Here is a 24,745-nt window from a genome sequence, read left to right as displayed (position 1 = left end):
AAAAAGAATCCCGGGTCGTTGGCGAGACAGAATGCAAAAAGGGAAACCTGAAGTGGCGGTTTTTCCTCGGGCCCATCAAGATGCCGTCATACCCGTGAAAGCGGGTATCCAGTTTTTTCAATGTAATAATATTATAAATCAGTGGATTTCCGCTTTCACGGAAATGACGATCAAGGTTTTGCCCGAAGGTTTCCGCCCTTTATTACAAAACCGCCCTCTTTTGCCCATGCAGTTCTCTGGATTGTCACTGATTTTATTCCGGATGAAGTGGGTACGGACTCGAAGGCCGGCGGGACAGGCGGTTGATGGAAAAAGCTGGAAAAACCGGTTCAAAGATTTGTAGTGAGATTTGCAGTGTTCAGTCTTTTCCTGCCTGCTCGATCTTCTGCTTGAGCATGTCGACGAGCTTTGGAAAACCATCACGCTGAAGAATGGCACGATACTCGACACGCTTTAACGCCAGATCGCTGACACCGTCCGCCAGAATATTCACTATACGCCACCCGTCCTTTCCCTGCCGCAATATATAGTCGAACCGCACCGGTTCGCCGTTGGCCTGGATTAATTTGCTGCGTATCATTACCTGCTCCCGGGGCATGGATTGACGCTCGAGAAATTCAAACCGCTCGCCATCGTATTCCTTGAACTGACTTGCGTAAGTAGCTATGCTGAGCTTGCGGAAAGTACCTGTAAAGGTTCGCTGCTGTTCGGCATTCAATTGCGTCCAGTTCGCTCCCAGCGAGGTACGCGCAATGAAGTCAAGATCATGGGTCTGATTGATGATGGGAGCCAGCAATTCGTAGCGCCCCTCGTAGCCGAGCTCCGGGCCCTCACGCATCGCTTTGATGAGCGCTTCCTGCAACTGTTCGACGACTTGCTCCGGCGTTCCCGGCTCCTGGGTTTGGCCCCAGGATGGAGATGCCGCCAGAAGCATCAGGGTAATTATTTGAAGTTGCAACAGTGACTTCAGTGCACTCAGGATCTTCATGTTGATAATCTTATAGCAGTTTGTTCATGCACGTGACTGACAGGGCCGGACGGGTCCAGCCCTGATCCGATCGGCCCCGCTCCCGGTAAAGTTGTCAAGTTGTCTCGATCAAACCCAGCGCGCATTGACTTTTACGGTTGCTGATCAACGCAGTGTCGCCGTTTCGGCAACGTGCAACGCTATCGCTCTATCTTGACCGGAATTCCTGCAAGCGTCGCCGGGGTTTTCAGTTCCTCTCGCGCCCATTTCGGTGCAGGCTCCGCCACCATCGGTCCCGCTGTTTTCGGCCCCCTGATGGATGTGATCAATGCTTTCAGCGGATGCTGCAGCATATCTTCCACGGCCGTGGCTTCATAGCCGCAATGCGCCATGCATTGGGCGCACTTCGGATTGCTGCTATTGCCGTATTTATCCCACGGAGTATCATCCAGCAGTTCCTGGAAGCTGGATGCATATCCTTCATCCGGAAGCAGATAGCAAGGCTTTTGCCATCCGAAAATGTTGCGTGTCGGATTTCCCCAGGGCGTGCACTGATAGTTCTGGTTGCCCGCGAGAAAATCGAGATAAAGCGACGAGTGATTCAGCTTCCATTTACGGGTCTTGCCTATCTTGAAAATACCCCTGAAGAGATTCTTGGTATCCTTCCCCTTAATGAAGATATCCTGCCTGGGAGCACGCTCATAACTGAATCCGGGCGCGATCGTCGCACCCTCGACCCCCAGGTCCATCGCATAGTCGAGGAACTCCGCAACATCTTCCGGCGTTTCGCCCTGGAACAGGGTGCAGTTGACGGTAACCCTGAATCCCTTTGCAACCGCCAGTTTTATAGCCTCGACCGCACGGTCGAACACTCCGTCCTGACAGACAGAGGCGTCATGCCTTTCCTTCAGGCCATCCAGATGGATGGAAAAGGTCAAATAAGGAGAAGGGGTATAGTCGTCAATCTTCTTTTTTAACAAAAGCGCATTGGTACACAGATAAACATATTTCCTGCGCGCAATGATGCCTCTGACAATCTCCGGCATTTCCTTATGTATCAATGGCTCCCCACCCGGGATGGAAACCATGGGCGCTCCGCACTCATCGACCGCTTCCATACATTCATCATATGACATCCGTTTGTCGAGGATGTGATCGGGATAATCGATCTTACCGCAGCCGGCACAGGCCAGATTACACCGGAACAGGGGTTCCAGCATCAAGACCATAGGATATTTTTTTACTCCTCTCAACTTTTGCTTGAGCAGATAAGTGCCGACAGCTATCTGTTGACGTAAAGGAACTCCCATGTATAAATCCTCCAAAAAACTTCCGTAAACTTTATTAATGTCAGGTTGGGATCACCTGATTTCTTCCAGTTATTTTGCAGGTGCTGAAGTTGTCTGAAGTTGCACTTGGACACTTCAATCCTGATTCGTTTTTGCGAAATCTCGAAAAAAATAATCTGGGTTCGTCACTCGGGCCAAGGCAATCAGGCGATAAACCTTGCTGAAACTACCTGTACTTTTTCCTTCTGCTGCTTTCATCCTGTCTTTCGATCCGACAGTTACTTGTCATTCTTCCTGGTCGGATTGCTGTAACGTTTTATCCTGTAAGCATGTTAACACGTATGTTTCCCAAACTAAACTCACAACTCATCCAGGGTTAAACTGCATAGAGAACCATAATTTACGGCCACTTTTCCTGAGCGGAAAGAGGCCGCAACCCCAACAAGGCTGCTCAGCGGTTGGTCAATCGGGCTCGTCAGAAGTCGCGGTTCAATGCAGTTGGCATTTAATCGAAGGTGGAAAAAAAGGGCGCCGAAGCGCCCCTTTTTCCGTTGAACAACAATCAGAAATTGTGGCGAAGACCGATCGTGAAGGTGCTCCGGTTGGCGCCGGGAGGTGCATAACCGGGTGCGGTGTAGTTCACCGTTGCACCGGGAGCGGTAATCAGATCATTTACCGCGGCGGCATTCGGATTGGTTACATATACATGCTGATAACCACCGAACACGCTGGTACGCTTGCTCAGGTTGTGAATCGCACCGACGGTAAAGCTGTCCGCCTTGCGTGCAGCCGCGCTATTGACGCCGCCAGCATGGGCCTTGGTCATACCGCCCTGCGCCACCAGTGTGGTGTTGCCCCATCTGTATTGGGCGCTGGCAAACCAGAGATTGCCGTCTCCGCCCCAGTTCATGGCGGAGTTGCATTGACCGGAAACCTGTCCGGAATCGAGCGGATTCGCCGTCAGGGAGGCGGCGGTGCTACATGTGGCGGCCCCAAGCGCATTGTTGACGTTTTCATACTGGCCGCTCAGCTTGAAATTTTCCCAAGCCCAGGAAGCGCCCACGCGCCATATCTCTTCGGATCTGAGACCGATGCTTTTCTGGATGCCGTTGGCATTATCCCGCGAATAGCCGCCGAAGATATCGAGGCCCATGCCCATGAAATCCGCGTGGTACTTGGCTGCCGCCTGTCCATCGAATTCGCCGTTGCGGCCGCCAGTATTGCCATTGCTGCCCAGGCCGCCGGGAAGGAAGCCGGAAATGAGGCTTCCGTTCTGGAGGGGATTGAGAGTATTGGCATCACCGGGCATCAAGAGACCCGAGAAGGTGAATCCTTCGATGCTTGCGGAGTCATAACGAATGGCGCTGTTGACGAAAGTATTCGCCCCAGAACCCATACCATTAGCCGAACCGGTCATGGTACCGCCGGCGCCATTGGCTTGCAGGGTTGTGTAGGCGAAAGGATCGATTGTCATACCCCCGGCGAAGTCCTTGAAGGGGGACTGGAGACGGCCAAACCTGACATCGCCCCAGTGACTGTGGGAGAGGCCGACCCACTGCTCGCGAGGTGTGGTGGCAGAACCGGAGCCGGTGTTAAGTCCGAATTCGAGGCGGGCATTTGCTTTCAGGCCATTACCCAGATCTTCTGTAACCTGCAAACCCCAGCGGGAAGAGCGGGAATTGTCCTGGAGTGCCCCCTGGCTGGGCTGACTGGCAAAATCAACGAGGCTGTATTCGGCTTGTGCCCGACCAAAAAGCGTAACGTTTGTCCCCTGAGCGGATGCAACCACCGGGGCCGCGAGTGCACCGGCGACGGCCAGCGCAATCAGTTTCTTTTTCATGTGGAAAATCTCCTTTAAAGTTGAAACGGTGGGGCCTCGCACCGACCCTATTTCGGTGGGAGTTTATTCCCGCTGCCTGGACCTCCCTAAAATGAGAGGGTTGAGAGATTGTGCCTAACGTAACAACGCCTAGCAAGGAAATAAAGAGAGTTTGGGAACTGGATAAGAATATGTGTTGCTTTTTTGCAACAAAAGCAGGCGGAACCTATGTGGGTCAGATGCAACCCGGACGATTGATAGATTGCTCTACCCGAACAATCTCGCCAGCTCAGCCCCAGGATCAGGAGCACGCATGAAGGCTTCGCCTACGAGGAAGATGTCTACTCCGTGCCCGCGCATCAGTGCAACATCGTCAGGTGTGAGTACCCCGCTTTCGGTGATGGTCATGCGGTCTGCCGAAATGCGGTCGAGCAGATGCAGGGTCGTATCCAGGCGGGTTTCAAACGTATGCAGGTTGCGGTTATTGATACCGATCAGGGGAGACACCAGTTCCAGCGCGAGTTCCAGTTCCGCACCATCATGAACCTCGACCAGAACGGCCATCCCGAGCGCATGAGCCAGCGATTCCAGCTTGCGCATTTCCACTACTGCCTCTTCCTCCTGCCGGTGGCTCCCGACTGAAATGAAAGGATCTTGGAAGGCGGCGACAATGATGAGGATGCAATCCGCACCCATGAGCCGCGCCTCGGCCACCTGATATTCATCCAGCATAAAATCCTTGCGCAGGGCCGGCAGATCGCAGGCGCTTCTGGCCTGCTTCAGATATTCCGCGCTGCCACGGAAATATTGCTGGTCTGTCAGAACCGACAGGCAGGCCGCGCCATGCTGGGCATAGCTCACGGCGATAGCCGCGGGGTCGAACTGCTCGCGCAACACACCCTTGCTGGGACTGGCCTTCTTTATTTCCGCAATGACGGCCGGCAATCCCAGGGCAAGCTTCTTGCGAAGCGCGCCAACGAAATCCCTCGGCGGCGGTAACGCCTCCGCCTGGCGAAGAAGCACAGCAAGAGAACCTCGCGCTTTCAATGCCGCAATCTCCTGTCGCTTTGTCGCCAGAATCTCCTGAAGAATATTAGCCATGATCAAACAAGAGAAATCTCACCGCGGTTCTGCCGGTTTGAGAATTCCACCAGCTCCTGCAATTTTTCCCTCGCAGCACCGCTTTCTATAACGGCATGCGCTTTTTTTACACCTTGCGCGAGCGACTCTGCGACACCTGCCACATAAATCGTCGCACCTGCATTCAGCAATACGATATCCTGCGGCGGCCCAGGCTGATTATTCAATACCGCTCTCAGCATCTCCGCAGACTGAGCGGTGCCATGCGCTTGTATCGTTTCAATGGCAGCCGTTTTCATGCCGAAATCTTCCGGCCTGACGGTATATTCGAGGACCTCTCCGTGCCTGAGTTCGCCTACCAGCGTCTCGCCAGCTATCGTGATCTCATCCAGCCCGCCCTGGGTGCTGGTGCCATGAACCACCATGACGTGACGGCTCCCCAGACGATGCAAAACGCGGGTGATGATACCTACGAGATCGGGATGAAATACGCCCAGCAGTTGATTTTTTGCTCCAGCGGGATTAGTCAGCGGCCCGAGGATATTAAACAGGGTGCGGACCCCCAGCTCGCGTCGTACGGGGGCGGCATGTTTCATGGCACTGTGAAAATTGGGCGCGAACATGAAACCGAGACCGATTTCACTTATGTTCTCCGCTACTTGAGCCGGTGCCTGGTCGAGGTTGACGCCCAGCGCTTCGAGCACATCGGCACTTCCCGATTTGCTGGAAACAGAGCGTCCGCCATGTTTCGCCACCCGTGCGCCGGCAGCCGCGGCGACGAAAGCGGCGGTGGTGGAAATGTTGAAAGTATGCGCACTATCCCCTCCTGTTCCGCATGTATCGACGAGGCGGCGGTCATCCTGCACTTCCACGCGGGTGGCAAATTCGCGCATTACCTGTGCCGCAGCAGCGATCTCGCCCACGGTTTCCTTCTTCACACGCAACCCGGTGATAATCGCTGAAATCAGCGTGGGGGACAGCTCCCCGCGCATGATCTGTCGCATGAGCGACAGCATTTCATCATGAAAGATTTCACGGTGCTCGATGAGGCGCGTCAGTGCTTCCTGTGGATTCACAGTGGCCTGCTGCTGAATGATACTGCCCCATCAACCCTTTCAGCCCTCTGACTGGGATTCATGCCACCTCATTCAGTTTTCACTGTTCAGGAAATTCCCGAGCAATGTGTGTCCATGCTCGGTCAGAATGGATTCCGGGTGAAACTGCACGCCTTCGATGGGCAAGGTCTTGTGACGCACCCCCATGATTTCTCCATCTTCGGTCCAGGCGGTGATTTCCAGGCAGTCGGGCAGGGTTTCCCGTTCAATGACAAGAGAGTGGTAACGGATTGCGGTGAACGGATTGGGCAAACCGCGAAACACTCCTGCCCCGTCATGAAAGATAAGCGAGGTCTTGCCGTGCATGGGTTGCATCGCATGGACAATTTTGCCGCCGAAGGCCTGCCCTATGCTCTGATGACCGAGACAGACACCCAGCAGAGGAATCTGCTCATTGTAGCGCTCGATCAGGGGCATGGATATTCCAGCCTTGCTCGGCGTGCATGGGCCAGGCGAAATCACGATGCGCTCAGGCTTTAACTGTGCAACATCCTGAGGCGTGATTTCATCATTGCGAAACACTTTCACTTCCTCGCCCAGTTCGCCAAAATACTGGACCAGGTTATAAGTGAAGGAATCGTAATTATCGATCATCAACAGCATAGTAAGAAACCCACCCGATGAAGTCCGCCCTGAAAGACATACGCCCGCCCGCCTATATCTTATTTTACGCTGAAGCTGAGGGATACAACAGGATAGCGAAGAAACCTGTATTATCTCTTCTCCAAATCCGAGGGGCAAGGCCAACAGAATTCGATGGTCTCCTCTTCGCCCATCACAACCAGCTTGCCGTCTGGTCCCAGCGCGGCCTGAACCGCAATCCATTAGGCTGCCCGCACAAGCCCCGATACCTGCGCTTCGTCCATCTCACCCTTGAATCTTCTACCCAGCGTTACGCTGTCCGCAGGCAATCCCGTATCCCGGGCTTCGCCAGCTGCCTTGCCATCTATATATACAGGCGATTCGGCAAAATGATAGATCGCGCTGCTGGCATCGTACGTCCCCTTGGGATCGGCTGCCGATGTTGCATTTTCATTACCGTAATAAAGGAAAATTTCGGTTTGGACCGAGAGTCTGGGTACTTTCACCCAGATGAGCGCCAGCTCGTTTGCGACATCCCATTTTTCAAAATGGAACTTGATCTCGGTCTTGTCATCTCCCGCGACCAGGCGTACATCACCGCCATTATCGCTTGCCGAGAAAAAGTCGAAGTTGCCTGTATGCAGGCGGATCAATACGGGTACGTCCGCTACCTCGCCTGATGGGCCTGTCAGCGTGATTCTCTTGCGGCTTGTCCAGTCCTCATTCCACCACGCATTAACTGGAAAAAGACCATGTCAACACCACAAAGGCGAGCAGAAACGGCAGGAAACGCATGCAAATTAACCCCAATAAACAGGGGGGAATTATCTATGCATCTGATTACAGGCATTGGTAATGAACCGAGCCGAACGGATCATGTGACTGCCATGTGACTGCATGTGGGAAAAGAATGTGGAGGTCATGATCCAGGTTTAACAAATCTCTCATCAAAATGAAAAGGAAGGCGGCTAACGTTTGCGCAACTCATCCCGCGGCTGAGTCCATCCCCCGGAACAAAGGAGAAATGACATGATCCGCCGAACATCCTTCCATTCTGTGCTGACAATCTTATTTTTCTTCCTTGTCTTACTGGTTATTGCGCCTGCCCTGGCCAGCGAAAAAAATGGCGGCACGGAAAGTACCCGCTTCCATAACGCCTCTCCTGATAATTCCAGCGGCAATATCATCCCGTCCAGCTACGCCACGCAGGCCAGGGCCGCAGGACTGGACCTCATCACCTGGAGTCTGGAGCGCTCCGGAATACTGGCTGACGGCGATAACAGCTTTTATTACCGATGAGTAGCGTCCTCCATCCCGACAGGAAAAACAATCCCGATCGCACCAGCAGCAACGAATCCAGCAATGCATCCCTGCATGATCTGATCGAAGCCGGCAGGCTTTCCCGCCGGGCCTTCCTCCAACGCTCGCTGGGCCTTACGGCTGCCGCATTCGGTGGCTCCCTGCTCGATGGTCTGGTGCAGTTTGCTTACGCAGCACCGGCGCCTGTGAACGGCATCGGTTTCGATTCAGTGCCTGCCAACCTATATCTTTCACCCGCGGATGAGGCCGTTACCGTTCCCGCCGGCTATACCGCGCGCGTACTGGTCGCCTGGGGTGACTCCCTCACCCAGGCGCCGCACTGGAATCCGGGGAGCGCAATGACCGAGACGATACAGTTGCACACCTTCGGGGCCCATATCGATGGGATGCATCTGTTTCCCTTCCCTCCCATGGGATCATCCGGATCACCCGGCGTCGCCAATATCCGCGGTCTGCTGGTGACGAACCACGAGTATGTCGATCCTCCCCTGGTCAATAATATCACTCCCGCATCCAGCTATACGACCGCCTCGATCACTCTCGAGATGGTGCGCGCGCAGCAGGCCGCGCACGGCATCAGCGTGGTCGAGGTATGGAAAAAGAATGGCATGTGGGAAGTCAAGCGTACTTCCGCCTTCAACCGCCGCATTACCGGCAACTCTCTCTGCAAGCTGAGCGGACCCGCCGCCGGACATGATCTGATAAAAACAGCCGCCGACCCCAGCGGCATGAAAGTCCTGGGCACTCTCAACAACTGCGCCAACGGCCATACCCCCTGGGGCACTTATCTCACGTGTGAGGAAAACTGGAACGGCTATTTCTCCAATGAGACCGGAGATGTGGCAGGCGTAAACGATCCAGAGCAGAAGCGTCAGATTCTAGCCGGGCAAGCGCGTTATGGTATCGGCAAGGGCGGGTCCGGTTACCGCTGGCACGAAGTGGATGCGCGTTTCTGCGCCGACCTTAACCCGAATGAACCGCATCGCTTCGGCTGGGTCGTGGAAATCGACCCGTGGGATCCAAGAAGCACGCCGATGAAGCGCACCGCGCTGGGACGTTTCAAGCACGAAAACGCCAGTTGCGTCGTGGATTCAGATAATACGGTTGTGATATATATGGGGGATGATGAGCGCAACGAATATCTTTACAAGTTTGTCTGCACCAACAAATATAATCCCCGCAACCGCGCGGCCAACCGCGATCTATTGGATTCCGGCACGCTTTTCGTGGCAAGGTTCAATGCGGATGGCGGCGGGAAGTGGCTGCCACTGATCTGGAACCAGAATGGACTGACGCCGGAAAATGGTTTTGCCGATCAGGCCGAAGTATTGATCAAGGCGCGCCAGGCGGCGGATCGCGCAGGCGCCACGATGATGGATCGTCCGGAATGGATAGCAGCGCACCCCGCCTCGCGTGAAGTCTATATGACGCTTACCAACAACAACCGCCGTGGAAGCAACCCGCCGTCCGGCAACAGCATCAACGGAAGTACGCCCGCCGGCAGTGCGCGTCCTCCCGTAGATGCTGCGAACCCCAGGCTGGACAACCGTTACGGTCACATCATCCGTTGGCGCGAAAACATGGGCAAGGTCGACGCTCTGGATTTCGAATGGGGCATTTTCGTTGAATGCGGTGACAAGCTGGACCCGCAGCCGCATCATCGAGGCAATATTAACGGCGACGATTACGGCGCTCCGGACGGCCTCTGGTTCGATCAGGATGGCCGCCTGTGGATACAGACCGATCAGGCAGGCGATGCCAACGGCGACTGGGCCAATATCGGGGGAAATGTCATGCTGTGCGCTGATCCTTCCACGGGCGAGACGCGCAGGTTCCTCACTGCGCCGAAGTACTGCGAGGTTACCGGGGTTACAAGCTCCCCGGACAGCAAAACCCTGTTCGTCGGCATCCAGCACCCCGGGGAGGATTGGGAAACACATTTTACCCAGAACTCGACCTGGCCCGACAGCGGTCAAAACGGCCCCACTACGGCCAGCGGTTCACCTTCCAAGCCACGCTCCGCTGTGGTGGTCATCACTAAAGATGATGGCGGCGTGATTGGCACCTGAGTTGCCGCACGTCCGTGACCAGCGGCATCTGCAGCATTGCGGAGCGGAGCGCTTGTAAGCTGATCGATGCCGCCCTTCGTCCATGAAGAATCATTTGCTTGACCCCCTCGGCGAAAGTGCGGTATCGAACATATCTTTTACCTGAGGATTGTCAAAATGCCTCTCCACGTACAAGCGGTCCGAAGGCTTTATCGGAGATTCCTTTTCTGAAACCACAGTCCTCTCTGGTTGACATGTTTTCCATCTCGAAAGAAATACTGAATATGAAAAAACGAAGATATATTGATCTGTACGGTTACACCCAGGATGAGTTTGATCACTGGCTGGAAAAAGGTATTAACAAAAAGCTTCGTTCTGCCGGAAAATCCAGGTCGGAATTGGACATGCACACTATCTTTGCGGCTTATCACGACGAAACCCGCAAACTTCCCCGCCGCAGGCTCCGCGAAATGCGCACTGCCACCTGATCTCCGCTTTCCAAATCGCCTGTCAACCCGGTGGAGTTTCCGGGCGACTTTCAAGACATTCAGATTGACATCCTCCCCCGCCTGAAGTCGGGGGATTCCTGCGGCGCTAAGACGTGGCATTGAGCCACCCCTGAGACGCTTCGGTGGGTTCCTGCTGCTGGCGATCTTGCCGCATCGCTCACTTCACAGGCGAACCGGGCGTGTCCCGCCCTTAAAATGTTGATCGCGCCGACAACATCGGCGTTTCCCTCGAACCGCATTCGACGCACAGGAATCGCGCCTGCGTCTGCCGATTGTCCTTTGATACATGCCCACAGCACGGGCAGGTACGGCTCGTGTTCTGCGGCGGCACGGCGATGAGGTGGCCACCGTTCCACCCAGCTTGTAGTCCAGCTGGCGGCGAAACTCGAACCAGCCTTGATCGAGGATGGAGTTGTTCAGGCCAGACTTGGCCCGAACGTTTCTACCCGGATTCTCGATTGCTTTTGGCAGACTTGCTCATATTGCGAACCTGCAAGTCCTCGATGCACACCATCGCATGGTTTTGGCTGAGCTGTCGTGGCCTTGTGCAGGTAGTCGCGGCGGGCGTTGCCGATACGGGAATGGATGCTTTCGCCCGTCTCCAGTTGTTGCTGAACTTCTGTTTACGGCTTATGACCTGTTGCGCCTTGCGCAATGCCTTTTCGTGCCGCCTGAAACTGTTGAGCGGCGCAAGGTGACTGCCATCCGAGAGGTGGCGAACCGGATCACACCCATATCGATGCCAATGGCACTGTTGGACTTCGGTATGGGCTTTTCCACTTCACGCTCGGTCTGGATGGATACAAGCCACTTGCCGCATGACAGGCTGACAGTGACGTTCTTCACCGTACCCGACACCTTGCGGCTGTTGTAGTAACGCAACCAGCCCAGCTTGGGCAGGAAGAGGCGATTGTTGGCCTGGTCGAGTTTGATCTGTTTCGGGTCGGGATAACGAAAGCCCTCGCTTTGGCCTTTCTTCTTGAAGCGCGGGAAGTCCGCACGCCTGGCAAAGTTGCTGTAGGCACGCTCCAGATCCTTGAGCGACTTTGCAGCGAATGCACGGGCGCATCCTTCAACCACGGCGTCTCAGTGCCATTGCGCCATACGGTGAGCAGCTTGCACAGCCCGGCGTAGCCGAGCTTCTTCTCCCCCTGCTCAAAGCGCTCTTTTTGCAGCGCCAAAGCCTTGTTGAACACAAACCGGCACGACCCCGCGAAGCGGCGCATCTGGTGCTGCTGATCGCCGGTTGGCATCAACTCGTATTTGAAGGCTTGGAGGCGTTTCAAGGCTTAATGGCTCTGCTTATAAATAGTGTCAGCGACCGCCTGTGTCGGCCGCCCTTACATCAGATGCTCATCTCGGAAATTATTACATATAAATCCGAAAGTTATTTGATGGCATGATTTATGCTTACATATCTGATGCCCACTACACTTGTGCGGTGGAAACTACAACATGGAAATAAGTAAAAAAGAGGGAAACATGAATAGACTTATCACAGGCGCGCTCACTGGCGCTGTATTGATGACAGCTCCGTTAGCGGCTTCCGCACTCGTCATAGACATAAACACGTATCTCACCGGCAGTTCCGGCGGCAGCAATGTCACGGTTGCCACGCTGACACTGACTCAGAACGGGAACAACGTGGACTTCAGATTCGAGAATTCTATAGGGAACCTCGGGACAATCGCGAATAACGCGTTTATTGCCGGCCTTTTGTTCTCCTATGATGGCTCGCCTCTGCTTACGAGCAGCTCATTCGTAAATTTCGGCGGTACGCAACTGGTAGCGGCCGCTGATTTCGGAATAGATCCTTCGGGGAAAGACGCAGGTTACGATTTTTACCTGGACCTGGACTATCCCACCAGCAACAATAATTCAGCGCTCCGGTTTACCGATGGCGAATACAGCACGTGGACCGTCAGCGCAGCAGACGGGGTATCTGCTGTCCTGGTAAGCGATTTTACTACCTCGGTCACTGCTAATGGCAATGACAAACCTGCCTCGCTCGCGATGGTTCATATCCAGGGAACAGGAGGAGGTTCCTTGAAGTATGTTGGCAGTGAAGCTGTCCCTCCGCAGGAGGACCCGGGAACAGTTCCGGAACCAGCAACGCTAGCACTGCTGGGCCTGGGGATGGCCTCTCTTGCCTGGATGCGTAAACGCAAAAAGTAACTTCCCGTTTTTTGTACGCCACAAACCCGCGCAGGCGGGTTTGTATTTTGAAAGAAACTGGCTGGTCTGCGGATATCGCATGGGGCTGATTCATGGGACTGATTGCTGCCGCTGAATTCCACCACTTGAACCAGACAGTAACCTGTGGCCACCGTTAAAGGGGACACGCAGTCGCCCGTTCTTAAACCCGGCTTCCTTCTATACTTTTACCATAAGTTGAGAAACACCAGTGTTGAGAATCTCACGTTCGGAATTTCTCTGTCTCGCGCAATATGTCATGCACTCTCTTGCTTGTAAGCAAGGTCAGGAAGTTCTGGATTCGAGCCCCTGAACGCAGGCGTGCAAGCACAGCGACATAAATTCTTTTTACTTTTTCCGCAGGATGCCCTGTTTTCTGCGCCAGCTGATCAATAGCGTAAAGATCCTCGGATGCCAAGGGCAAGCGTTCAGTAGTGGCTATGAAATCTTCTTTCATCATCAGGCTCCATGGTTACCCTAAAGCCAGGATGTTCAAATGAGCTTTCGCACAGCCTATTGAGGAAATCCTGAGTTCTTTATAGACCCGTGTAATTACAGCTGCAAGCTCATGCTAAAAGAATGAAAGACGATTTCTGCCGCCAGAAACCGAGAGAAAAGTGCAGGGGGGCACAAACCTCTTCCCCCTCAAAAGCATTTGAGCAATAACTACAAATTTTCCGATGTTCTGATCAAGCAAGCTGTCGAGGAGGCTGCCCATTATTCCCCATGCCTGATCACCTCGGTCGAGATAAAGGCAGGCTTGAGTTTCTTCATCTCATCGGATGTTCGCGCTGCTTCCGACAGATTTTGCGATAAGGCAGCGGTTGCCTTGGAAACGTCGTCCCCTGCTGGGTAGCGCCGGAGGTGGTAGCCGTGACTGCGCTAGCATCGGCTACCGGAGTACCTGTGGAAGTGCCTGCCACCGCGATATTATCCGCACCCAGCACGACCTGTGCCGCAATATTGAGGTTATTGGGGCGAATGCCAGCATCTCCCGCGTTCACCGTTCCCCTGGGGGCGATCAGATCGATGTCGCCTGCCGGTAATTCAGCATTGTAGAGGTTTCCCCGGCTGACGATCCCCGCGGATGTAGCAAGATCAATATTGCGTCCCGCTGTCACCTCCAGCCACCCCAAACCCCCGACTCAGATTTTTGCCAGGCCCGCGCGGTCGTTTCCTGCGGCAAAAGCGATATCCCGCCCGGCCCGCTGTCACACGGCTGACGTCGGAAGGGCTGGCATGCTGCGCCAGGATGCCTACATCGCGCACGTCCTGCCCGGCCCTCACCCAGAGCGCCTTGGAGAGCTCGAAAGGATTGCCCTTGACACCCCCGGCTACCGCGTAAACACGCGCCGGTTGGGGGTGGCAGGAGGGAAAGCAGAGCCGGTTTGTAGCTTCCCGAACTGATGTTGAAGTTGAGCGACGTCCTGTATGCATTACCGGGCGGCTGGTCCGGACCACCGGCATCGTGACCTGGCGACAACGCCCTGGTACCGCCAGCGGCGTCATGTTCGTCATGCTGGAAGACGAAGCCGGGATAACGAACGTAGTGCTATGGAACCAGATCATCCTGAAGCACCGCCGCGAAGCCTTGAACTCAAAGCTTCTGACAGTGTACGGCGTATGGCAGTCCGAAAGTGGCGTCAAACACCTCATCGCCAAATGGCTGGTTGATCATAGCCACCTGCTCGGCAATCTCGTAGTGGAAAGCAGGGATTTTCATTAGGCCTCAATTAAGCCTCAATCTTGTGAAACTTTGTTGGGATCACCCAGGACGGAATATTTGCAAAAACATTTTTCACAGGATTTGCTATAAATCATATGCTACATTGCAAGTTGGAATATTTGGTTCAAATAATCCGGAGAAAAGTCCATGAATATTTTCAGACGTCATCCCTTGTTATTGAGTTGCGGCATTGGATTCGCCGTATTTTCGGGCGCCCTTGCAGCCCAGGGTTTCGATCAGTTGAAAGACATCACGGGAAGCGGTCTCGGCGGCGCAGCCTCGTCATTGGGACTGTCATCCATAACGTCCGGGAGCACGGGCAATGCTGCAGGAATCATTGAATACTGCATGAAAAACAACTATCTGGGTGGCGACAACGCTTCTTCGGTCAGGGATCAGTTGATGGGAAAGATTACCGGCGGCGGAGATCAATCAGCCCAAAATAATCCCGACTATATCAACGGCGCGCAGGGTATCGTGAGCGGCAGTGCTGGTCAGAACGTGGATTTGAGCATGGCCGGCATGAAGGCTTCCGCAGTGAAAAAGGTGTGCGAGACGATCCTTGAACAGGGCAAGTCCATGCTTTGAAAATCTGATCCGGATGGTTTCAGTCTCCCATAAAGGCTCTCGCCGCTTCACTCTCTAGTTTGCCCACCAGCACCTGCTGGCGGAAGTTACCGCCAGCAGGCTGCAAGGCGACCAAGACTGCCAGATGATCGACAGCAAAACGGGGTATCGCTCATCCCTTGCTTGCGGCACAGTCCGGGTACCTGAGTCCGCTCTCCCTGAGAGATTTCGTCTCGTTCTCTTGTTCATGTTCTTGCTCCTGTATTCGGTCCTGCGACCCGAATTGTGGAGTACAGTGCGGAATTTCTGACCCCACTTCCATGAATGAAAATCGCGCCGGAACACCGTCTCGCGTCGCTTATCTGTTCCGTCCAGAGTGATTGTAAATATATATTTCGCTAGATTTCACTATTCGATTCAACATACCAAACCGCTGCACACTTGTGCCAGCAAAATTTGCATTACTTTTCAGTTTTCCGGTTAGTAGTAAATCCCCGACCGGGTAAGGCAAAGTGTCTCGGCTTATCGTCCCAGTCCCTGACCTTCAAGACAGTTCTAGCTCCTATCCGACTTATGACATAAAATCATTGGCGAACCAACTTGTAAGAAATTTTCATGAAAATATAGTCCGATGGAAAGCACCTCCAGGACGCACGAAGGCAACCAACGTCAATGAGTTACTAACTTAGCCCTCTGCACTGCTACCGCTATCTCATTCGCATCAATCAGAGGCGACCCATTTTTATTTGAGGAATGACAATGGATCATATAAAGAATGAAGAGCAGTCTCTTGAAAATGTCGGCACGCTTTTATCCAGCGAATCCATTCTCGGCGAACCTGAGCCCTGGGAAAGCTGGGAAACCCAACTGTGCTTGTGGAGCATAGGTATCGGTATTGCCGGGCTTGTCATCCTGGGCGTGCTGGTCGACTTGTTCCTGCTCCCCAAATAAGACGGATGCAAGCTGATCTCGAAGTTCGATTGACACATGACGGCAGCAGATGGATCGCACATCACCCCGCCTTCGAAGCACGCGGAAACACGTTGCTCGAGCTGGACCAGGATGTGACGAGATGCCTGCTGGATCGGCAACTATTCCAGCAGAATAATCAGGTCATGGTCTTCATGGCTTTTGATTACACCTGCATTCCAGCCTGGATACGGCAATACGCCTATCACTATTTCAATCGCTACATCCGGTTGGATCTGAAATCACCCACGCAGAAAGCGCAATAACAAGGGAATCAAGGGCAAACAAGGGGAATAAGCGAAATGAACAGAAAGTGGTATTCCGGGATGGCAAGCACGGAAGACTGGTGGGCTGTGTGGCTGGGGCTGATCATGTTTCTTGCAAGCGTGAGTTCCCTCTGGGGATGGGATCTCACTGGCTGGATGGCGAAAACCAGCACCTGGGTTTGGGGAAAATTCTCGATTGAAACGGCATTGAAACCCAGCGGCAAGGTAGCGCTGCATCCCGCAATGTCGTTGCTGGTCACCTATCTGGTATTCACCACGTTGACCTGCATTGCCGCATGGGCGATGAAACTCGATGTAAAGCGATTCTTCGCCGCATGGACCGTGCTTTTTATGCTGACCTGGATTGTCTGGATCATCGGGCAGGAAGCCCATTTCAAGGTGCCGGTTCATGAGTTCGCCAAGCATGACCTGTCCTGGGGATTGTCCCTTGGCGGCGGTTTCTCCTACCTGCTCGCCCTCGTGATCGGACTGATTATCGGAAATTTCTTCAAGGGAACAGCTGCTTTCCTGAGTGAAGCCGCGAAACCGGAATGGTTCATCAAGACCGCCATCGTGTTTCTCGGCATCAAGATCGGCGTTATGTCCATGGAGGCGGCGGGCTTTGTCCAGGAACTGGTCTTGACGGGTATTGCCGCCACCTTTGTCGCCTACATGCTGTTCTGGCCTATCGTCTATGCGCTCGCCCGCAAAGGGTTCAAGCTGTCGCGCGAGGCCTCGGCCGTACTCTCTTCCGGCATTTCCATTTGCGGCGTCTCGGCGGCAATTGCCACCGCCGGCGCGATCCGCGCCCGTCCCGTCATTCCCGTCGTCGTCTCGATACTGGTCGTGATTTTTGCCATGTTCGAGCTCATCATCCTCCCAGGGTTTTATGCTGCCGTAGTTCCCGGCCAGCCCATCGTCAACGGGTCTGCCCTAGGGCTGACGGTGAAAACCGATGGTGCCGATGCAGCTGCCGGGGCGATACTCGATGAACTGATGCGGGCGAATGCTCAGGCTAATGGCATAGTGTGGAAGGAAGGCTGGATCCTGATGGCCTCGCTCACTACCAAAATCTGGATCGATGTGTTCATCGGCGTCTGGGCGTTTCTGCTGGCGCTGGTATGGGTATACAAGGTGGAGCGCCGGCCGGGGCAATCCAAGATTGGGCTTTCGGAAATCTGGCATCGGTTTCCCAAATTCGTGCTGGGCTACCTGATCGTGTGGTTTTCGTATATCGCGCTTGCTTCCAGCGGACCGGAAATTGCCAAGACCTTGCATACGGCTGCCACGCCGGTGGAAGGTTCCATGCGTACCATGATGTTCATGCTGACCTTCCTCAGCATCGGCACCATCACCGATTTCAGCAAGCTCAAGGGGATGGGTAGATTGGCGCTACTGTATGCAATTGCCCTGTTCGGGATCATTGCACCGATTGCTTATGGGGTAGCGTGGATATTTCATCGGGGAATGGTGCCGCCGGTTCTATGACGACGATGAGGAAACTTCGTCCGGCTCCAATTTTTGAATAGCCAGCCGGGATGAAGCCAGGAGCTTTGTATACTATTCCTCTACGCTGATACCGGAGCCACCCATTTCCTTTGGAAGGTCCTTCATCTTCGGCAACCCGTCCTTGATGCGCAGTACCGTTTCCTGATAGTTGACATGAATGCCAGGACGGTATGGAAAATCAGGAATGGCTGCTGCGTACACATCCGTAAGTCCCATGCCCGGATGCTCGGTGAAGAGATGACCGCCGCAGGTTTTGCACCATTTGCGATAGCTGCGCGGCGTCTTGTTGTAGGTGCCGATGTTTTCCGCTCCTGATATGACCTGCACCGCTTCCGGTTTCCATAAGGTGAAGGCGTTGACAGGCGAGGCCGACCAATGGCGACACGATTCGCAGTGGCAATAACCCATCGCTTCCGGCTTGCCGCTGACGGTAAGCTGAACCGCGCCACAAAAACAACTGCCTTTGTAGGTTTTTTCGTTGTTCATCGTAACAATCCATGTGCTGTAGCAGTCACATGATAATCTCAATTTGTCGATTATTCCCTTACTGCAGTCATGCAAAACGCTTTCGCTGATGGGTGAATCGAAATTGAAGCTGGCGAAGCGCGAAGAAATGCTATTGTCTTGTGCGGGGGTGCAGACGATGGCGGGACGAGTGCAGGTGCGCTGGGAATCCGGGAGTGCGGCCACGCCGATAGGACAACTGGCCTACTTCATTGAATTTCTCACACTCACCGGGCTGTGGTCACGCTGGCAGGAGAGTTGCCCACTGTCCTACGCCAGTCCCAATGCGCCGGGCAAAGCCGATGTGTTGGGTACCTGGATGCTCTCGATGCTCTCTGGTCACAAGCGCTATGCCCACGTCACTGCTATTCGGTGCGATGGGGTCAACCCCGGGCCTTTGGGCATGAACAAGGTAATCTCGGAAGATGCCCTGCGCAATGCCATAAAGCGCATCCCGGAAGCGGCGGGATGCACCTGGCTGGATGAGCATCTTGCTGTCAGCGTCGCCCCGCTGCTGGATGCTGCCTGGATTCTGGATACCGACACCACCATCAAACCGCTCTACGGCGAGCAGGAAGGGGCGGTTGTTTCCTACAACCCGAAGAAACCTGGTCTCCCTTCGCATAGCTACCATACTTACCTCATGGCGGGCCTGCGTCAGGTGCTGGGTGTCGAAGTGCGTGCCGGCAACGAGCATGCAGCGAAGCACACCCAGCCAGGACTGCTGAAGATCCTTGATGATCTGCCACCGGGCCGCAAGCCGAAGCTGGTGCGCGGCGACAACGCCTTTGGCAACGACTCGCTGATGAGCGCGCTGGAGGAACGTGAGCAATCCTACCTCTTCAAGCTCAAGCTCTCGAAGAATGTCAAGCGTCACATCGGCAGTCTTTTTCATCAGGCAGGCTGGACGGATGCCGGCCAGGGTTGGGAGGGCAAAGGACGGTCAGCTTGCGCTCACCGGTTGGGAAACGAAACGGCGGGTTGTCGTGCTGCGCCGCGCGCTCAAGGGCGAGATCATGATCGCTGGGGAAGATGACGGCCAGCAGTGGCTGGGCTTTGTCGAAGCCGACCGCAAGGCTGGCCGGCAGATCACCGGCTATGAGTATGCGGTGCTGGTGACCAACACGGACTATGAGATTCTCAGTCTGGGCCAGCTCTACCGAGACCGGGCGGATGCCGAGAATGCCTTTGACGAGTTGAAGAACCAATGGGGCTGGGGCGGCTTCACCACGCACGATCTGCACCGCTGCCAGCTTGCCGCCCGGATGGTGGCGCTGGTCTATAACTGGTGGAGCCTCTTCGTGCGGCTGACAAATCCCAAGGCCAGGTGTGAAGCGATCACCAGTCGTCCGTGGCTGATGTCTTCGGTGGGACGCCGCACAGAACACGCCGGGCAGACGACCATCACCCTGACCGGGCTGCATGCCGATTTCGACAAGGCCCGGGTAGCCCTGATGCGTGTCTCCGCCTTGCTTCAAGGATGGAGGACTCATGCTGCAGAGCAGTTGAATCCGACGACCGTCTAGAACCTCGTCTGTGATCACCTCAAGCAGGTCATCGCCAGTATGGGCCACCTCCAGCGCATCGACTCCTTCAAAATAATGCCGATAGCATCGCGCAACTGCGGTTTTTAGGATGATGGAATACGTAAGCTCCACAGTTAAATAGAAGTCTGACCGGTTATGTTTCTTCTGCAGCCTGGTCCAGATATCTCGCTCCTTCCACCGGTTTGAGGAATTACCAGAATCTGTGTGCTGATGCGCTCCTTGAGAGTCGGTACATGCGAGATCACGCCGATCAACTTACCGTCCTGCTGCAGGCTCGCAAGAGTTTCCAGAGCAGTATCCAGTGCCTCTTCGTCCAATGTGCCGAAGCCTTCATCCAGAAAAAGCGAGTCCACGCGAACATTTCTGCTGGCCATATGAGACAACCCCAACGCCAGCGACAAACTGACGATGAAACTCTCGCCACCTGAAAGGTTTTTCGTGGATCGAATCTCACCCGCTTGATAGTTGTCAACCACGTTGAGTTCCAAGGGCTGCGTATCGTCGCGAATCAGCAGGTAGCGATCGGTCATTTTCTGCAGTTGCCGGTTAGCATGACCAATCATCATCTCGAAGGTCAGCCCTTGGGCAAAATTCCGGTATTTCTTTCCGTCCGCTGAGCCAATTAATTCGTGCAGATTTTCCCATCGGCGGCACTCTATTTTTTGGGCCTCGATAGCGGTTTGCTTTGCCTCTAACCGTTCCTTGGCAGCAGCATTCTCGTTCAGTTTGTGTTTGAGACGGGTAGTAGTATCCCATAGCTGTTTCAGGGACTCCTCGTAATCCTTGAATTGCGGTTCCAGTTCCTCAAGAGATTTGTCGGTAATCTTCTTGGCAGCTTCCGTAGCCAAGCGCGATTCTCGATCCTTTTGTCTGGCCTTGAGATCTATTTGGTGATCGTCCAGATTCTTTGCCTTTGCAGATAGCGCATCCCTTTGCCCAACAGTGAGTCTAGCTTCAAGAAACTGTTTTTCATCCGAAAAACCGGCTAATCCAAGTGCTTCTGTAAATTCGGCTTCCAGTTCCTTCAGTTCCGGGTTTCTTTGACCAATGCGCCTTTTCAGAGATTCAATTTGAGTCTTCGCAGTATTCAATTTCTGCTGAAGATCAGCATACAGACCTCTGGCTTTCTTTTCGGCCTCCTCTGAAACGGAAATACTCTTGTTCAAACGCCGTTCTTCATCATCAGGATTTTTATCACCGTACAATTCTTTCCGCTCATCACATCCAGTGGCGTAATCCTTTTTGAGGGATTCCAGATATTCCCGTTTTTCATTCAATGCATTGCTTTGAGTTTCAATAACTGCGTCCAACCGTTTCAACTCGCTACCGAAATCTCCAATCTGTTTCTCAATATCAGTCTTTTTCTTGACCTGTGTCTGCCATGTTTTAACGCGCTCTCGAAGTGATTCCAGCAGTGACAAAACATTGGAATCTGGAATTTCCGCAATGCCGAGCGGTTGGAGTTTGGCTGATACAGTCTGTTTCAGTCCGGTAATATCAGTTTTGAGTTTTTCCAAATATTCCTTCAGCTCGGCAAGGGCTTGCTCGGCAGTTTTTTTGTCATTAATCGCTGTTATTTCCTGTTTTTCACCGTCCATCAAATTTTTACGGGCTGTGACTTCAGCTTCCTCAAAATTTCTGATGGCGGTTTCATGATCCTCAGCCTTGCTTATCAGTTCAGTGAGCCCCTCAATCCTCTGTTCGATTTCATCGGGAATGGGAACGTTGCCTTCTGCAAATGGGTGCTCCGTTGCACCACAAAGCGGGCATGGTTTCCCATCTTCCAATTTAGTTCGGTGATCTTCAAGTTCCGCTATTTTTTTCAGAAAAACCATTTCTCGAAGCAAGGTTTCCTTTTCTGTGCGGTATTCACGCAACCACCGGTCGCCCAATAACTGGTTTAGTTTATCTTTGCCTTGCTGGAGATTCTTTGATGTGTTCTCCAGTTCCTGTTTCCGAGCCTCACATTGCTTCTGGCAGTCAGCGAGTTTTTTTGTTGCCTGTTCCAGAGCCGTCACTGCCTTCTCTTTATCGGCCTCTTTTTTAGCTATTTCTTTTTGCCTGGAGAGCAAATTGTCCAGTTGTTCCTCAACACCGGTTAGGCCGCTTATCAGCCACTCATCCTGGGCATGCTCCTTGAGATAATCTTCAGCAACCTTCAGATTCTTTTCAGCATCGGTGCGTTTTACCTGTTCTTTCAGCTTGGCCTGTTTGTCAACATCGATCTTTATCGCGTCCTTTCTGCAGCTGTCTTCATCTTTCGAAATAGCCTTTTTCTGGTCAGAAAGCGTCTGATCGAGGGAACGGACCTTCCTGATGAGCGATGTAGCAGCTTCCAGCTCCGCTTTGGCTCCAATGAACTGCTGCTCAGCCGATTTCAGTGATTCGGCCTGTTCCTTGGCAGAGGATGCCAGTTCAGGAAGGACTGCTTCCTCAGCTTTCAGTGCCTTCTGCTCATCCGCATGTTGCATTCGGATTGCTGTCAGCGTCGCATAGGAACCCTCCAGTGACGCTGCCTGAATTGCCAGGCTGAGTTTGTCACGCTCTGGTCTAAAAATGTCGATGTCGGCTTGCAGTTTGCTCGCTTCCGCTGTCAGGTTGTCGATTTCCTTCCTCAGTCCATCTACGGCCTTCACCCACGTAATGGCTTTGTCCGTATCCATTAATTTTCTGGTCAGATCGAGCTCTTCTTTCTGTTTTGACTCGAGTTCCTGCTGAATATCTTTTTCCTGTTCCTGCTCCAGAATCACGATACCTGCTGTTTCAGCCTGAAGCAGGTTCAGTTTTTCCCGCTCTTCACGCTGGCGCTCATGGACGCGGATGGATATTTTGCTATAAATCTCCGTGCCCGTTATCTGCTCCAGGATCGGCGCCCGCTCATCAGGTAACGCCTGCAGGAATGCGGCAAAGCCTCCCTGAGCCAGCAACATGGATCGGGTGAATTGGTCAAAATCCATACCGGTAGCCACCTCGATCTGTTCGGCGACCCCCTTGATCCTGGATTCGAAAATCGCACCTGAATCGGCATGAGCAATCTCATGCTTCGGAGCCTGAAGTTCACCATCCGGTTTTTTACGTACCCGGTGCTGGCTCCAGTGGCAACGAAAACGACCAGTCTGCGTTTCAAACGTTACTTCAGCAAAGCATTCGCCGATCTGACGAGACATTATCTCGTTTCCGCTTTTGGTGACCTTGCTCAGCCGAGGCGTCCGCCCGTAGAGAGCGAGGCAAATGGCATCGAGGATGGTTGTCTTCCCGGCACCCGTCGGACCAGCGATGGCAAAGATACCGTCGGAGGTAAAGGCCGGGTGCGTCAGGTCGATTTCCCATTCACCCACCAGCGAGTTCAGATTCTTGAATCTTACCTGCAATATCTTCATCGACAGCCTCTCTATTCCGCTTGCATGTCGTCCTCATAGAGAGACGAAAGCGCTTCCTGATAAGCACGAAGTAATTCCGGTCGCTGGTCTTCAGGCACTTCATGTACGGTCAGGCATCGCTCGAATACGTCGTTCACACTGAGATCGTCCAGTGTTTCTTCTTCATGGATTTTTCCAAGGACACGATCGATAATATAATTGTTCTTCACCCGCAGAATTTCCATTTGAGTGCCGGTAATGGCGATTTCCAGACGCTCGCGCAGATCGCCGATTACTTCTTCACCTTCGTAGATGACTTCGAGCCATGCTTGAGAGCCGGTCGCTGACAGTTTACGAATCTGGGTGGAGATACTGCCCCAGTCTCCCTTGATACGTTCGAGCTTCTGAAACACCGGCACATTGATCAATTGAACAGACGCTGCGGTACTGTGGAATTCAACCTGGCAAAAGCTCTTCTGTTGTTTAGCCTCCCCGAACCCCATGGGTAGAGGAGAGCCGCTATATCGTATGATTTCGGAACCGTTTACCTTCTGTGGGACATGGAGGTGGCCAAGCGCCAGGTAGTTGAAGGATGCAGGAAAAATCCCGGCACTCACATGCGCCAGGGAGCCGACATAAAGATCCCGCACGCCGTCACCCTCGACAGTTTGCCCTCCAGCGGCGAAAAGGTGGCCCGTGGCAATGATGGGAATATCGATTCCAAGCTCCACGCGCTTCCGTTCGGCCAGGGCGGCTATGGCAGCGTAATGATTGCGAATACCGACGAGCAGCTTCCGTTCCTTATCTTCGACACTCTCACCGGCTTCCGCCACGCGGATGTCTTTGTCACGAAGATATGGCACAGCGCAGACAATCAGTTCGGGCACATCTTGCTCATTTCGGAGCACCAGTACTTCATCTTCAAGGGATTCGGACGTGCTACCGATGACATGGACATCAAGGGCTTTGAGCAGCTCCTTGGGTGCATTGAGAAATGAGGGGGAATCGTGGTTACCCGCGACGATGATCACATGTCGACATGATGAAGCTGCCACCTTCCAGAGGAAACGATAATAGAGTTCCTGGGCACGATTGCTTGGAGCGCTGGTATCAAAGATATCACCGGCTACCAGAAGGGCATCAATTTCGTTCCTCTGAATCGTCTTTGTCAGCCAGGTCAGAAATGCCTCGAATTCCTCGTACCGCTTTCTGCCATATAAGGTCCGGCCAATATGCCAGTCGGATGTATGGAGGAGTTTCATACTGTTATCCAGCCGTCGTCGTCGCAGGGACGGAGCGTTCCATGTATTCCTCACGCCAGTTTTTTAATGCCATCATATCGACCAGAAGATTGTCTGGCTCAGGTGCGGTTTTAA

The 24,745-nt window shown here is 53.7% G+C and carries 27 protein-coding genes; 12 read left to right on the top strand and 15 right to left on the bottom strand.

Translation table 11 applies throughout. From position 1 onward, the window contains the following. The first annotated feature begins 31 nt into the window (after nt 1-31). Nucleotides 32-343 (top strand): hypothetical protein, encoded by a 312-nt coding sequence (locus tag ACZ5BW_RS01335; protein WP_464541777.1) that lies wholly within the window; start codon nt 32-34, stop codon nt 341-343. 15 nt (nt 344-358) lie between these two features. Here ACZ5BW_RS01335 and ACZ5BW_RS01330 read toward each other — a convergent pair whose 3' ends face one another. From ACZ5BW_RS01330 to ACZ5BW_RS01300, 7 genes are all read right to left on the bottom strand, one after another. Continuing rightward, a complete protein-coding gene (locus ACZ5BW_RS01330) occupies nt 359-988 on the bottom strand; it encodes an HpnM family protein (protein WP_464541775.1) in 630 nt (209 codons plus the stop codon). Nucleotides 989-1,167: 179 nt separating this feature from the next. Beyond that, the gene (gene hpnH / locus ACZ5BW_RS01325; RefSeq protein ID WP_464541771.1) at nt 1,168-2,277 is read right to left on the bottom strand and encodes an adenosyl-hopene transferase HpnH; all 1,110 of its coding nucleotides are present in this window, start codon (nt 2,275-2,277) and stop codon (nt 1,168-1,170) included. A 541-nt stretch (nt 2,278-2,818) separates the two neighbouring features. Beyond that, nucleotides 2,819-4,096: a porin gene (locus tag ACZ5BW_RS01320; protein WP_464541768.1), complete on the bottom strand. Its 1,278-nt coding sequence runs from the start codon at nt 4,094-4,096 to the stop codon at nt 2,819-2,821. A 246-nt stretch (nt 4,097-4,342) separates the two neighbouring features. Then, nucleotides 4,343-5,176 (bottom strand): indole-3-glycerol phosphate synthase TrpC, encoded by an 834-nt coding sequence (trpC, locus tag ACZ5BW_RS01315; protein WP_464541766.1) that lies wholly within the window; start codon nt 5,174-5,176, stop codon nt 4,343-4,345. A 2-nt stretch (nt 5,177-5,178) separates the two neighbouring features. Next, a complete protein-coding gene (trpD, locus tag ACZ5BW_RS01310; protein WP_464541764.1) occupies nt 5,179-6,231 on the bottom strand; it encodes an anthranilate phosphoribosyltransferase in 1,053 nt (350 codons plus the stop codon). A gap of 72 nt (nt 6,232-6,303) precedes the next feature. Beyond that, nucleotides 6,304-6,873 carry an anthranilate synthase component II gene (locus ACZ5BW_RS01305; protein ID WP_464541762.1) on the bottom strand — a complete coding sequence of 190 codons (570 nt, stop codon included), beginning with the start codon at nt 6,871-6,873 and terminating at the stop codon, nt 6,304-6,306. A gap of 221 nt (nt 6,874-7,094) precedes the next feature. Beyond that, complete coding sequence (locus tag ACZ5BW_RS01300; protein ID WP_464541760.1) at nt 7,095-7,505, bottom strand: DUF2341 domain-containing protein; 411 nt, start codon at nt 7,503-7,505, stop codon at nt 7,095-7,097. 376 nt (nt 7,506-7,881) lie between these two features. Between ACZ5BW_RS01300 and ACZ5BW_RS01295 the strand changes: the two genes are divergently transcribed. The 3 genes from ACZ5BW_RS01295 to ACZ5BW_RS01285 all read left to right on the top strand — a co-directional run bounded on the left by ACZ5BW_RS01295 (nt 7,882) and on the right by ACZ5BW_RS01285 (nt 10,708). Continuing rightward, on the top strand, nt 7,882-8,151 hold the full coding sequence (locus ACZ5BW_RS01295) for a hypothetical protein (RefSeq protein ID WP_464541758.1): 270 nt from the start codon (nt 7,882-7,884) through the stop codon (nt 8,149-8,151). Continuing rightward, nucleotides 8,148-10,241, top strand: a complete 2,094-nt coding sequence (locus ACZ5BW_RS01290) for a PhoX family protein (RefSeq protein ID WP_464541756.1) — start codon at nt 8,148-8,150, stop codon at nt 10,239-10,241. The genes ACZ5BW_RS01295 and ACZ5BW_RS01290 overlap by 4 nt, the downstream gene beginning before the upstream one ends. Before the next feature lie 263 nt (nt 10,242-10,504). Continuing rightward, on the top strand, nt 10,505-10,708 hold the full coding sequence (locus tag ACZ5BW_RS01285; protein WP_464541754.1) for a hypothetical protein: 204 nt from the start codon (nt 10,505-10,507) through the stop codon (nt 10,706-10,708). A gap of 211 nt (nt 10,709-10,919) precedes the next feature. On the opposite strand, the gene ACZ5BW_RS01280 is transcribed toward ACZ5BW_RS01285, so the two are convergent. Both ACZ5BW_RS01280 and ACZ5BW_RS01275 read right to left on the bottom strand, forming a co-directional pair. Beyond that, entirely contained in the window at nt 10,920-11,060 is a 141-nt protein-coding gene (locus ACZ5BW_RS01280; protein WP_464541752.1) for a zinc ribbon domain-containing protein, read from the bottom strand. 299 nt (nt 11,061-11,359) lie between these two features. Then, nucleotides 11,360-11,809, bottom strand: coding sequence for a hypothetical protein (locus ACZ5BW_RS01275; protein ID WP_464543757.1), 450 nt, complete (start codon nt 11,807-11,809; stop codon nt 11,360-11,362). Between the two features lie 402 nt (nt 11,810-12,211). Between ACZ5BW_RS01275 and ACZ5BW_RS01270 the strand changes: the two genes are divergently transcribed. Further along, on the top strand, nt 12,212-12,904 hold the full coding sequence (locus ACZ5BW_RS01270; protein ID WP_464541750.1) for a PEP-CTERM sorting domain-containing protein: 693 nt from the start codon (nt 12,212-12,214) through the stop codon (nt 12,902-12,904). Between the two features lie 241 nt (nt 12,905-13,145). Here ACZ5BW_RS01270 and ACZ5BW_RS01265 read toward each other — a convergent pair whose 3' ends face one another. The 3 genes from ACZ5BW_RS01265 to ACZ5BW_RS01255 form a co-directional block, all read right to left on the bottom strand. Next, nucleotides 13,146-13,382, bottom strand: a complete 237-nt coding sequence (locus ACZ5BW_RS01265; RefSeq protein ID WP_464541748.1) for a DUF3562 domain-containing protein — start codon at nt 13,380-13,382, stop codon at nt 13,146-13,148. Between the two features lie 310 nt (nt 13,383-13,692). Continuing rightward, nucleotides 13,693-14,043 (bottom strand): filamentous haemagglutinin family protein, encoded by a 351-nt coding sequence (locus ACZ5BW_RS01260; RefSeq protein ID WP_464574178.1) that lies wholly within the window; start codon nt 14,041-14,043, stop codon nt 13,693-13,695. Next, on the bottom strand, nt 14,021-14,359 hold the full coding sequence (locus ACZ5BW_RS01255; RefSeq protein ID WP_464541744.1) for a hypothetical protein: 339 nt from the start codon (nt 14,357-14,359) through the stop codon (nt 14,021-14,023). The genes ACZ5BW_RS01260 and ACZ5BW_RS01255 overlap by 23 nt, the downstream gene beginning before the upstream one ends. A gap of 31 nt (nt 14,360-14,390) precedes the next feature. On the opposite strand from ACZ5BW_RS01255, the gene ACZ5BW_RS01250 reads away from it, so the two are divergent. The 5 genes from ACZ5BW_RS01250 (at nt 14,391) to ACZ5BW_RS01230 (ending at nt 17,938) form a co-directional block, all read left to right on the top strand. Next, a complete protein-coding gene (locus tag ACZ5BW_RS01250) occupies nt 14,391-14,648 on the top strand; it encodes a hypothetical protein (protein WP_464541742.1) in 258 nt (85 codons plus the stop codon). A gap of 147 nt (nt 14,649-14,795) precedes the next feature. Next, nucleotides 14,796-15,236: a YjjA family protein gene (locus ACZ5BW_RS01245; RefSeq protein ID WP_464541740.1), complete on the top strand. Its 441-nt coding sequence runs from the start codon at nt 14,796-14,798 to the stop codon at nt 15,234-15,236. Between the two features lie 738 nt (nt 15,237-15,974). Next, the gene (locus ACZ5BW_RS01240; protein ID WP_074705913.1) at nt 15,975-16,166 is read left to right on the top strand and encodes a hypothetical protein; all 192 of its coding nucleotides are present in this window, start codon (nt 15,975-15,977) and stop codon (nt 16,164-16,166) included. A gap of 5 nt (nt 16,167-16,171) precedes the next feature. Continuing rightward, nucleotides 16,172-16,450: a DUF5395 domain-containing protein gene (locus ACZ5BW_RS01235; RefSeq protein ID WP_464541738.1), complete on the top strand. Its 279-nt coding sequence runs from the start codon at nt 16,172-16,174 to the stop codon at nt 16,448-16,450. Nucleotides 16,451-16,486: 36 nt separating this feature from the next. Further along, complete coding sequence (locus ACZ5BW_RS01230; protein WP_464541736.1) at nt 16,487-17,938, top strand: putative sulfate exporter family transporter; 1,452 nt, start codon at nt 16,487-16,489, stop codon at nt 17,936-17,938. Between the two features lie 72 nt (nt 17,939-18,010). Here the strand turns inward: ACZ5BW_RS01230 and ACZ5BW_RS01225 are convergent, their stop codons facing one another. Continuing rightward, nucleotides 18,011-18,445, bottom strand: a complete 435-nt coding sequence (locus ACZ5BW_RS01225) for a GFA family protein (RefSeq protein WP_464541734.1) — start codon at nt 18,443-18,445, stop codon at nt 18,011-18,013. Nucleotides 18,446-18,533: 88 nt separating this feature from the next. Here ACZ5BW_RS01225 and ACZ5BW_RS01220 point away from each other — a divergent pair, with 88 nt between their 5' ends. Further along, a complete protein-coding gene (locus ACZ5BW_RS01220) occupies nt 18,534-19,499 on the top strand; it encodes a transposase (protein ID WP_464541732.1) in 966 nt (321 codons plus the stop codon). Next, complete coding sequence (locus ACZ5BW_RS01215; RefSeq protein ID WP_464541730.1) at nt 19,450-19,989, top strand: transposase; 540 nt, start codon at nt 19,450-19,452, stop codon at nt 19,987-19,989. The genes ACZ5BW_RS01220 and ACZ5BW_RS01215 overlap by 50 nt, the downstream gene beginning before the upstream one ends. A 134-nt stretch (nt 19,990-20,123) precedes the next feature. Here the strand turns inward: ACZ5BW_RS01215 and ACZ5BW_RS01210 are convergent, their stop codons facing one another. Continuing rightward, nucleotides 20,124-23,390 carry an AAA family ATPase gene (locus tag ACZ5BW_RS01210; RefSeq protein ID WP_464541728.1) on the bottom strand — a complete coding sequence of 1,089 codons (3,267 nt, stop codon included), beginning with the start codon at nt 23,388-23,390 and terminating at the stop codon, nt 20,124-20,126. An 11-nt stretch (nt 23,391-23,401) separates the two neighbouring features. Further along, a complete protein-coding gene (locus tag ACZ5BW_RS01205) occupies nt 23,402-24,631 on the bottom strand; it encodes an exonuclease SbcCD subunit D C-terminal domain-containing protein (protein WP_464541726.1) in 1,230 nt (409 codons plus the stop codon). Between the last annotated feature and the right edge of the window lie 114 nt (nt 24,632-24,745).

This window comes from Nitrosospira sp. TNL300, from assembly GCF_055385915.1.
This window is presented reverse-complemented; position numbering and strand designations above follow the sequence as displayed.

Excerpts from the sequence above, each read along its gene's own strand:
- ACZ5BW_RS01235 (WP_464541738.1), top strand. The coding sequence starts at position 16,172 with ATGCAAGCTGATCTCGAAGTTCGATTGACACATGACGGCAGCAGATGG.
- ACZ5BW_RS01305 (WP_464541762.1), bottom strand. The coding sequence starts at position 6,873 with ATGCTGTTGATGATCGATAATTACGATTCCTTCACTTATAACCTGGTC.
- hpnH (WP_464541771.1), bottom strand. The coding sequence starts at position 2,277 with ATGGGAGTTCCTTTACGTCAACAGATAGCTGTCGGCACTTATCTGCTC.
- ACZ5BW_RS01255 (WP_464541744.1), bottom strand. The coding sequence starts at position 14,359 with ATGCATACAGGACGTCGCTCAACTTCAACATCAGTTCGGGAAGCTACA.
- ACZ5BW_RS01265 (WP_464541748.1), bottom strand. The coding sequence starts at position 13,382 with ATGATGAAAGAAGATTTCATAGCCACTACTGAACGCTTGCCCTTGGCA.
- ACZ5BW_RS01205 (WP_464541726.1), bottom strand. The coding sequence starts at position 24,631 with ATGAAACTCCTCCATACATCCGACTGGCATATTGGCCGGACCTTATAT.
- ACZ5BW_RS01285 (WP_464541754.1), top strand. The coding sequence starts at position 10,505 with ATGAAAAAACGAAGATATATTGATCTGTACGGTTACACCCAGGATGAG.
- ACZ5BW_RS01295 (WP_464541758.1), top strand. The coding sequence starts at position 7,882 with ATGATCCGCCGAACATCCTTCCATTCTGTGCTGACAATCTTATTTTTC.
- ACZ5BW_RS01220 (WP_464541732.1), top strand. The coding sequence starts at position 18,534 with ATGGGTGAATCGAAATTGAAGCTGGCGAAGCGCGAAGAAATGCTATTG.
- ACZ5BW_RS01330 (WP_464541775.1), bottom strand. The coding sequence starts at position 988 with ATGAAGATCCTGAGTGCACTGAAGTCACTGTTGCAACTTCAAATAATT.
- ACZ5BW_RS01225 (WP_464541734.1), bottom strand. The coding sequence starts at position 18,445 with ATGAACAACGAAAAAACCTACAAAGGCAGTTGTTTTTGTGGCGCGGTT.
- ACZ5BW_RS01320 (WP_464541768.1), bottom strand. The coding sequence starts at position 4,096 with ATGAAAAAGAAACTGATTGCGCTGGCCGTCGCCGGTGCACTCGCGGCC.
- ACZ5BW_RS01270 (WP_464541750.1), top strand. The coding sequence starts at position 12,212 with ATGAATAGACTTATCACAGGCGCGCTCACTGGCGCTGTATTGATGACA.
- ACZ5BW_RS01210 (WP_464541728.1), bottom strand. The coding sequence starts at position 23,390 with ATGAAGATATTGCAGGTAAGATTCAAGAATCTGAACTCGCTGGTGGGT.
- ACZ5BW_RS01230 (WP_464541736.1), top strand. The coding sequence starts at position 16,487 with ATGAACAGAAAGTGGTATTCCGGGATGGCAAGCACGGAAGACTGGTGG.
- ACZ5BW_RS01240 (WP_074705913.1), top strand. The coding sequence starts at position 15,975 with ATGGATCATATAAAGAATGAAGAGCAGTCTCTTGAAAATGTCGGCACG.
- ACZ5BW_RS01290 (WP_464541756.1), top strand. The coding sequence starts at position 8,148 with ATGAGTAGCGTCCTCCATCCCGACAGGAAAAACAATCCCGATCGCACC.
- ACZ5BW_RS01335 (WP_464541777.1), top strand. The coding sequence starts at position 32 with ATGCAAAAAGGGAAACCTGAAGTGGCGGTTTTTCCTCGGGCCCATCAA.
- ACZ5BW_RS01245 (WP_464541740.1), top strand. The coding sequence starts at position 14,796 with ATGAATATTTTCAGACGTCATCCCTTGTTATTGAGTTGCGGCATTGGA.
- trpC (WP_464541766.1), bottom strand. The coding sequence starts at position 5,176 with ATGGCTAATATTCTTCAGGAGATTCTGGCGACAAAGCGACAGGAGATT.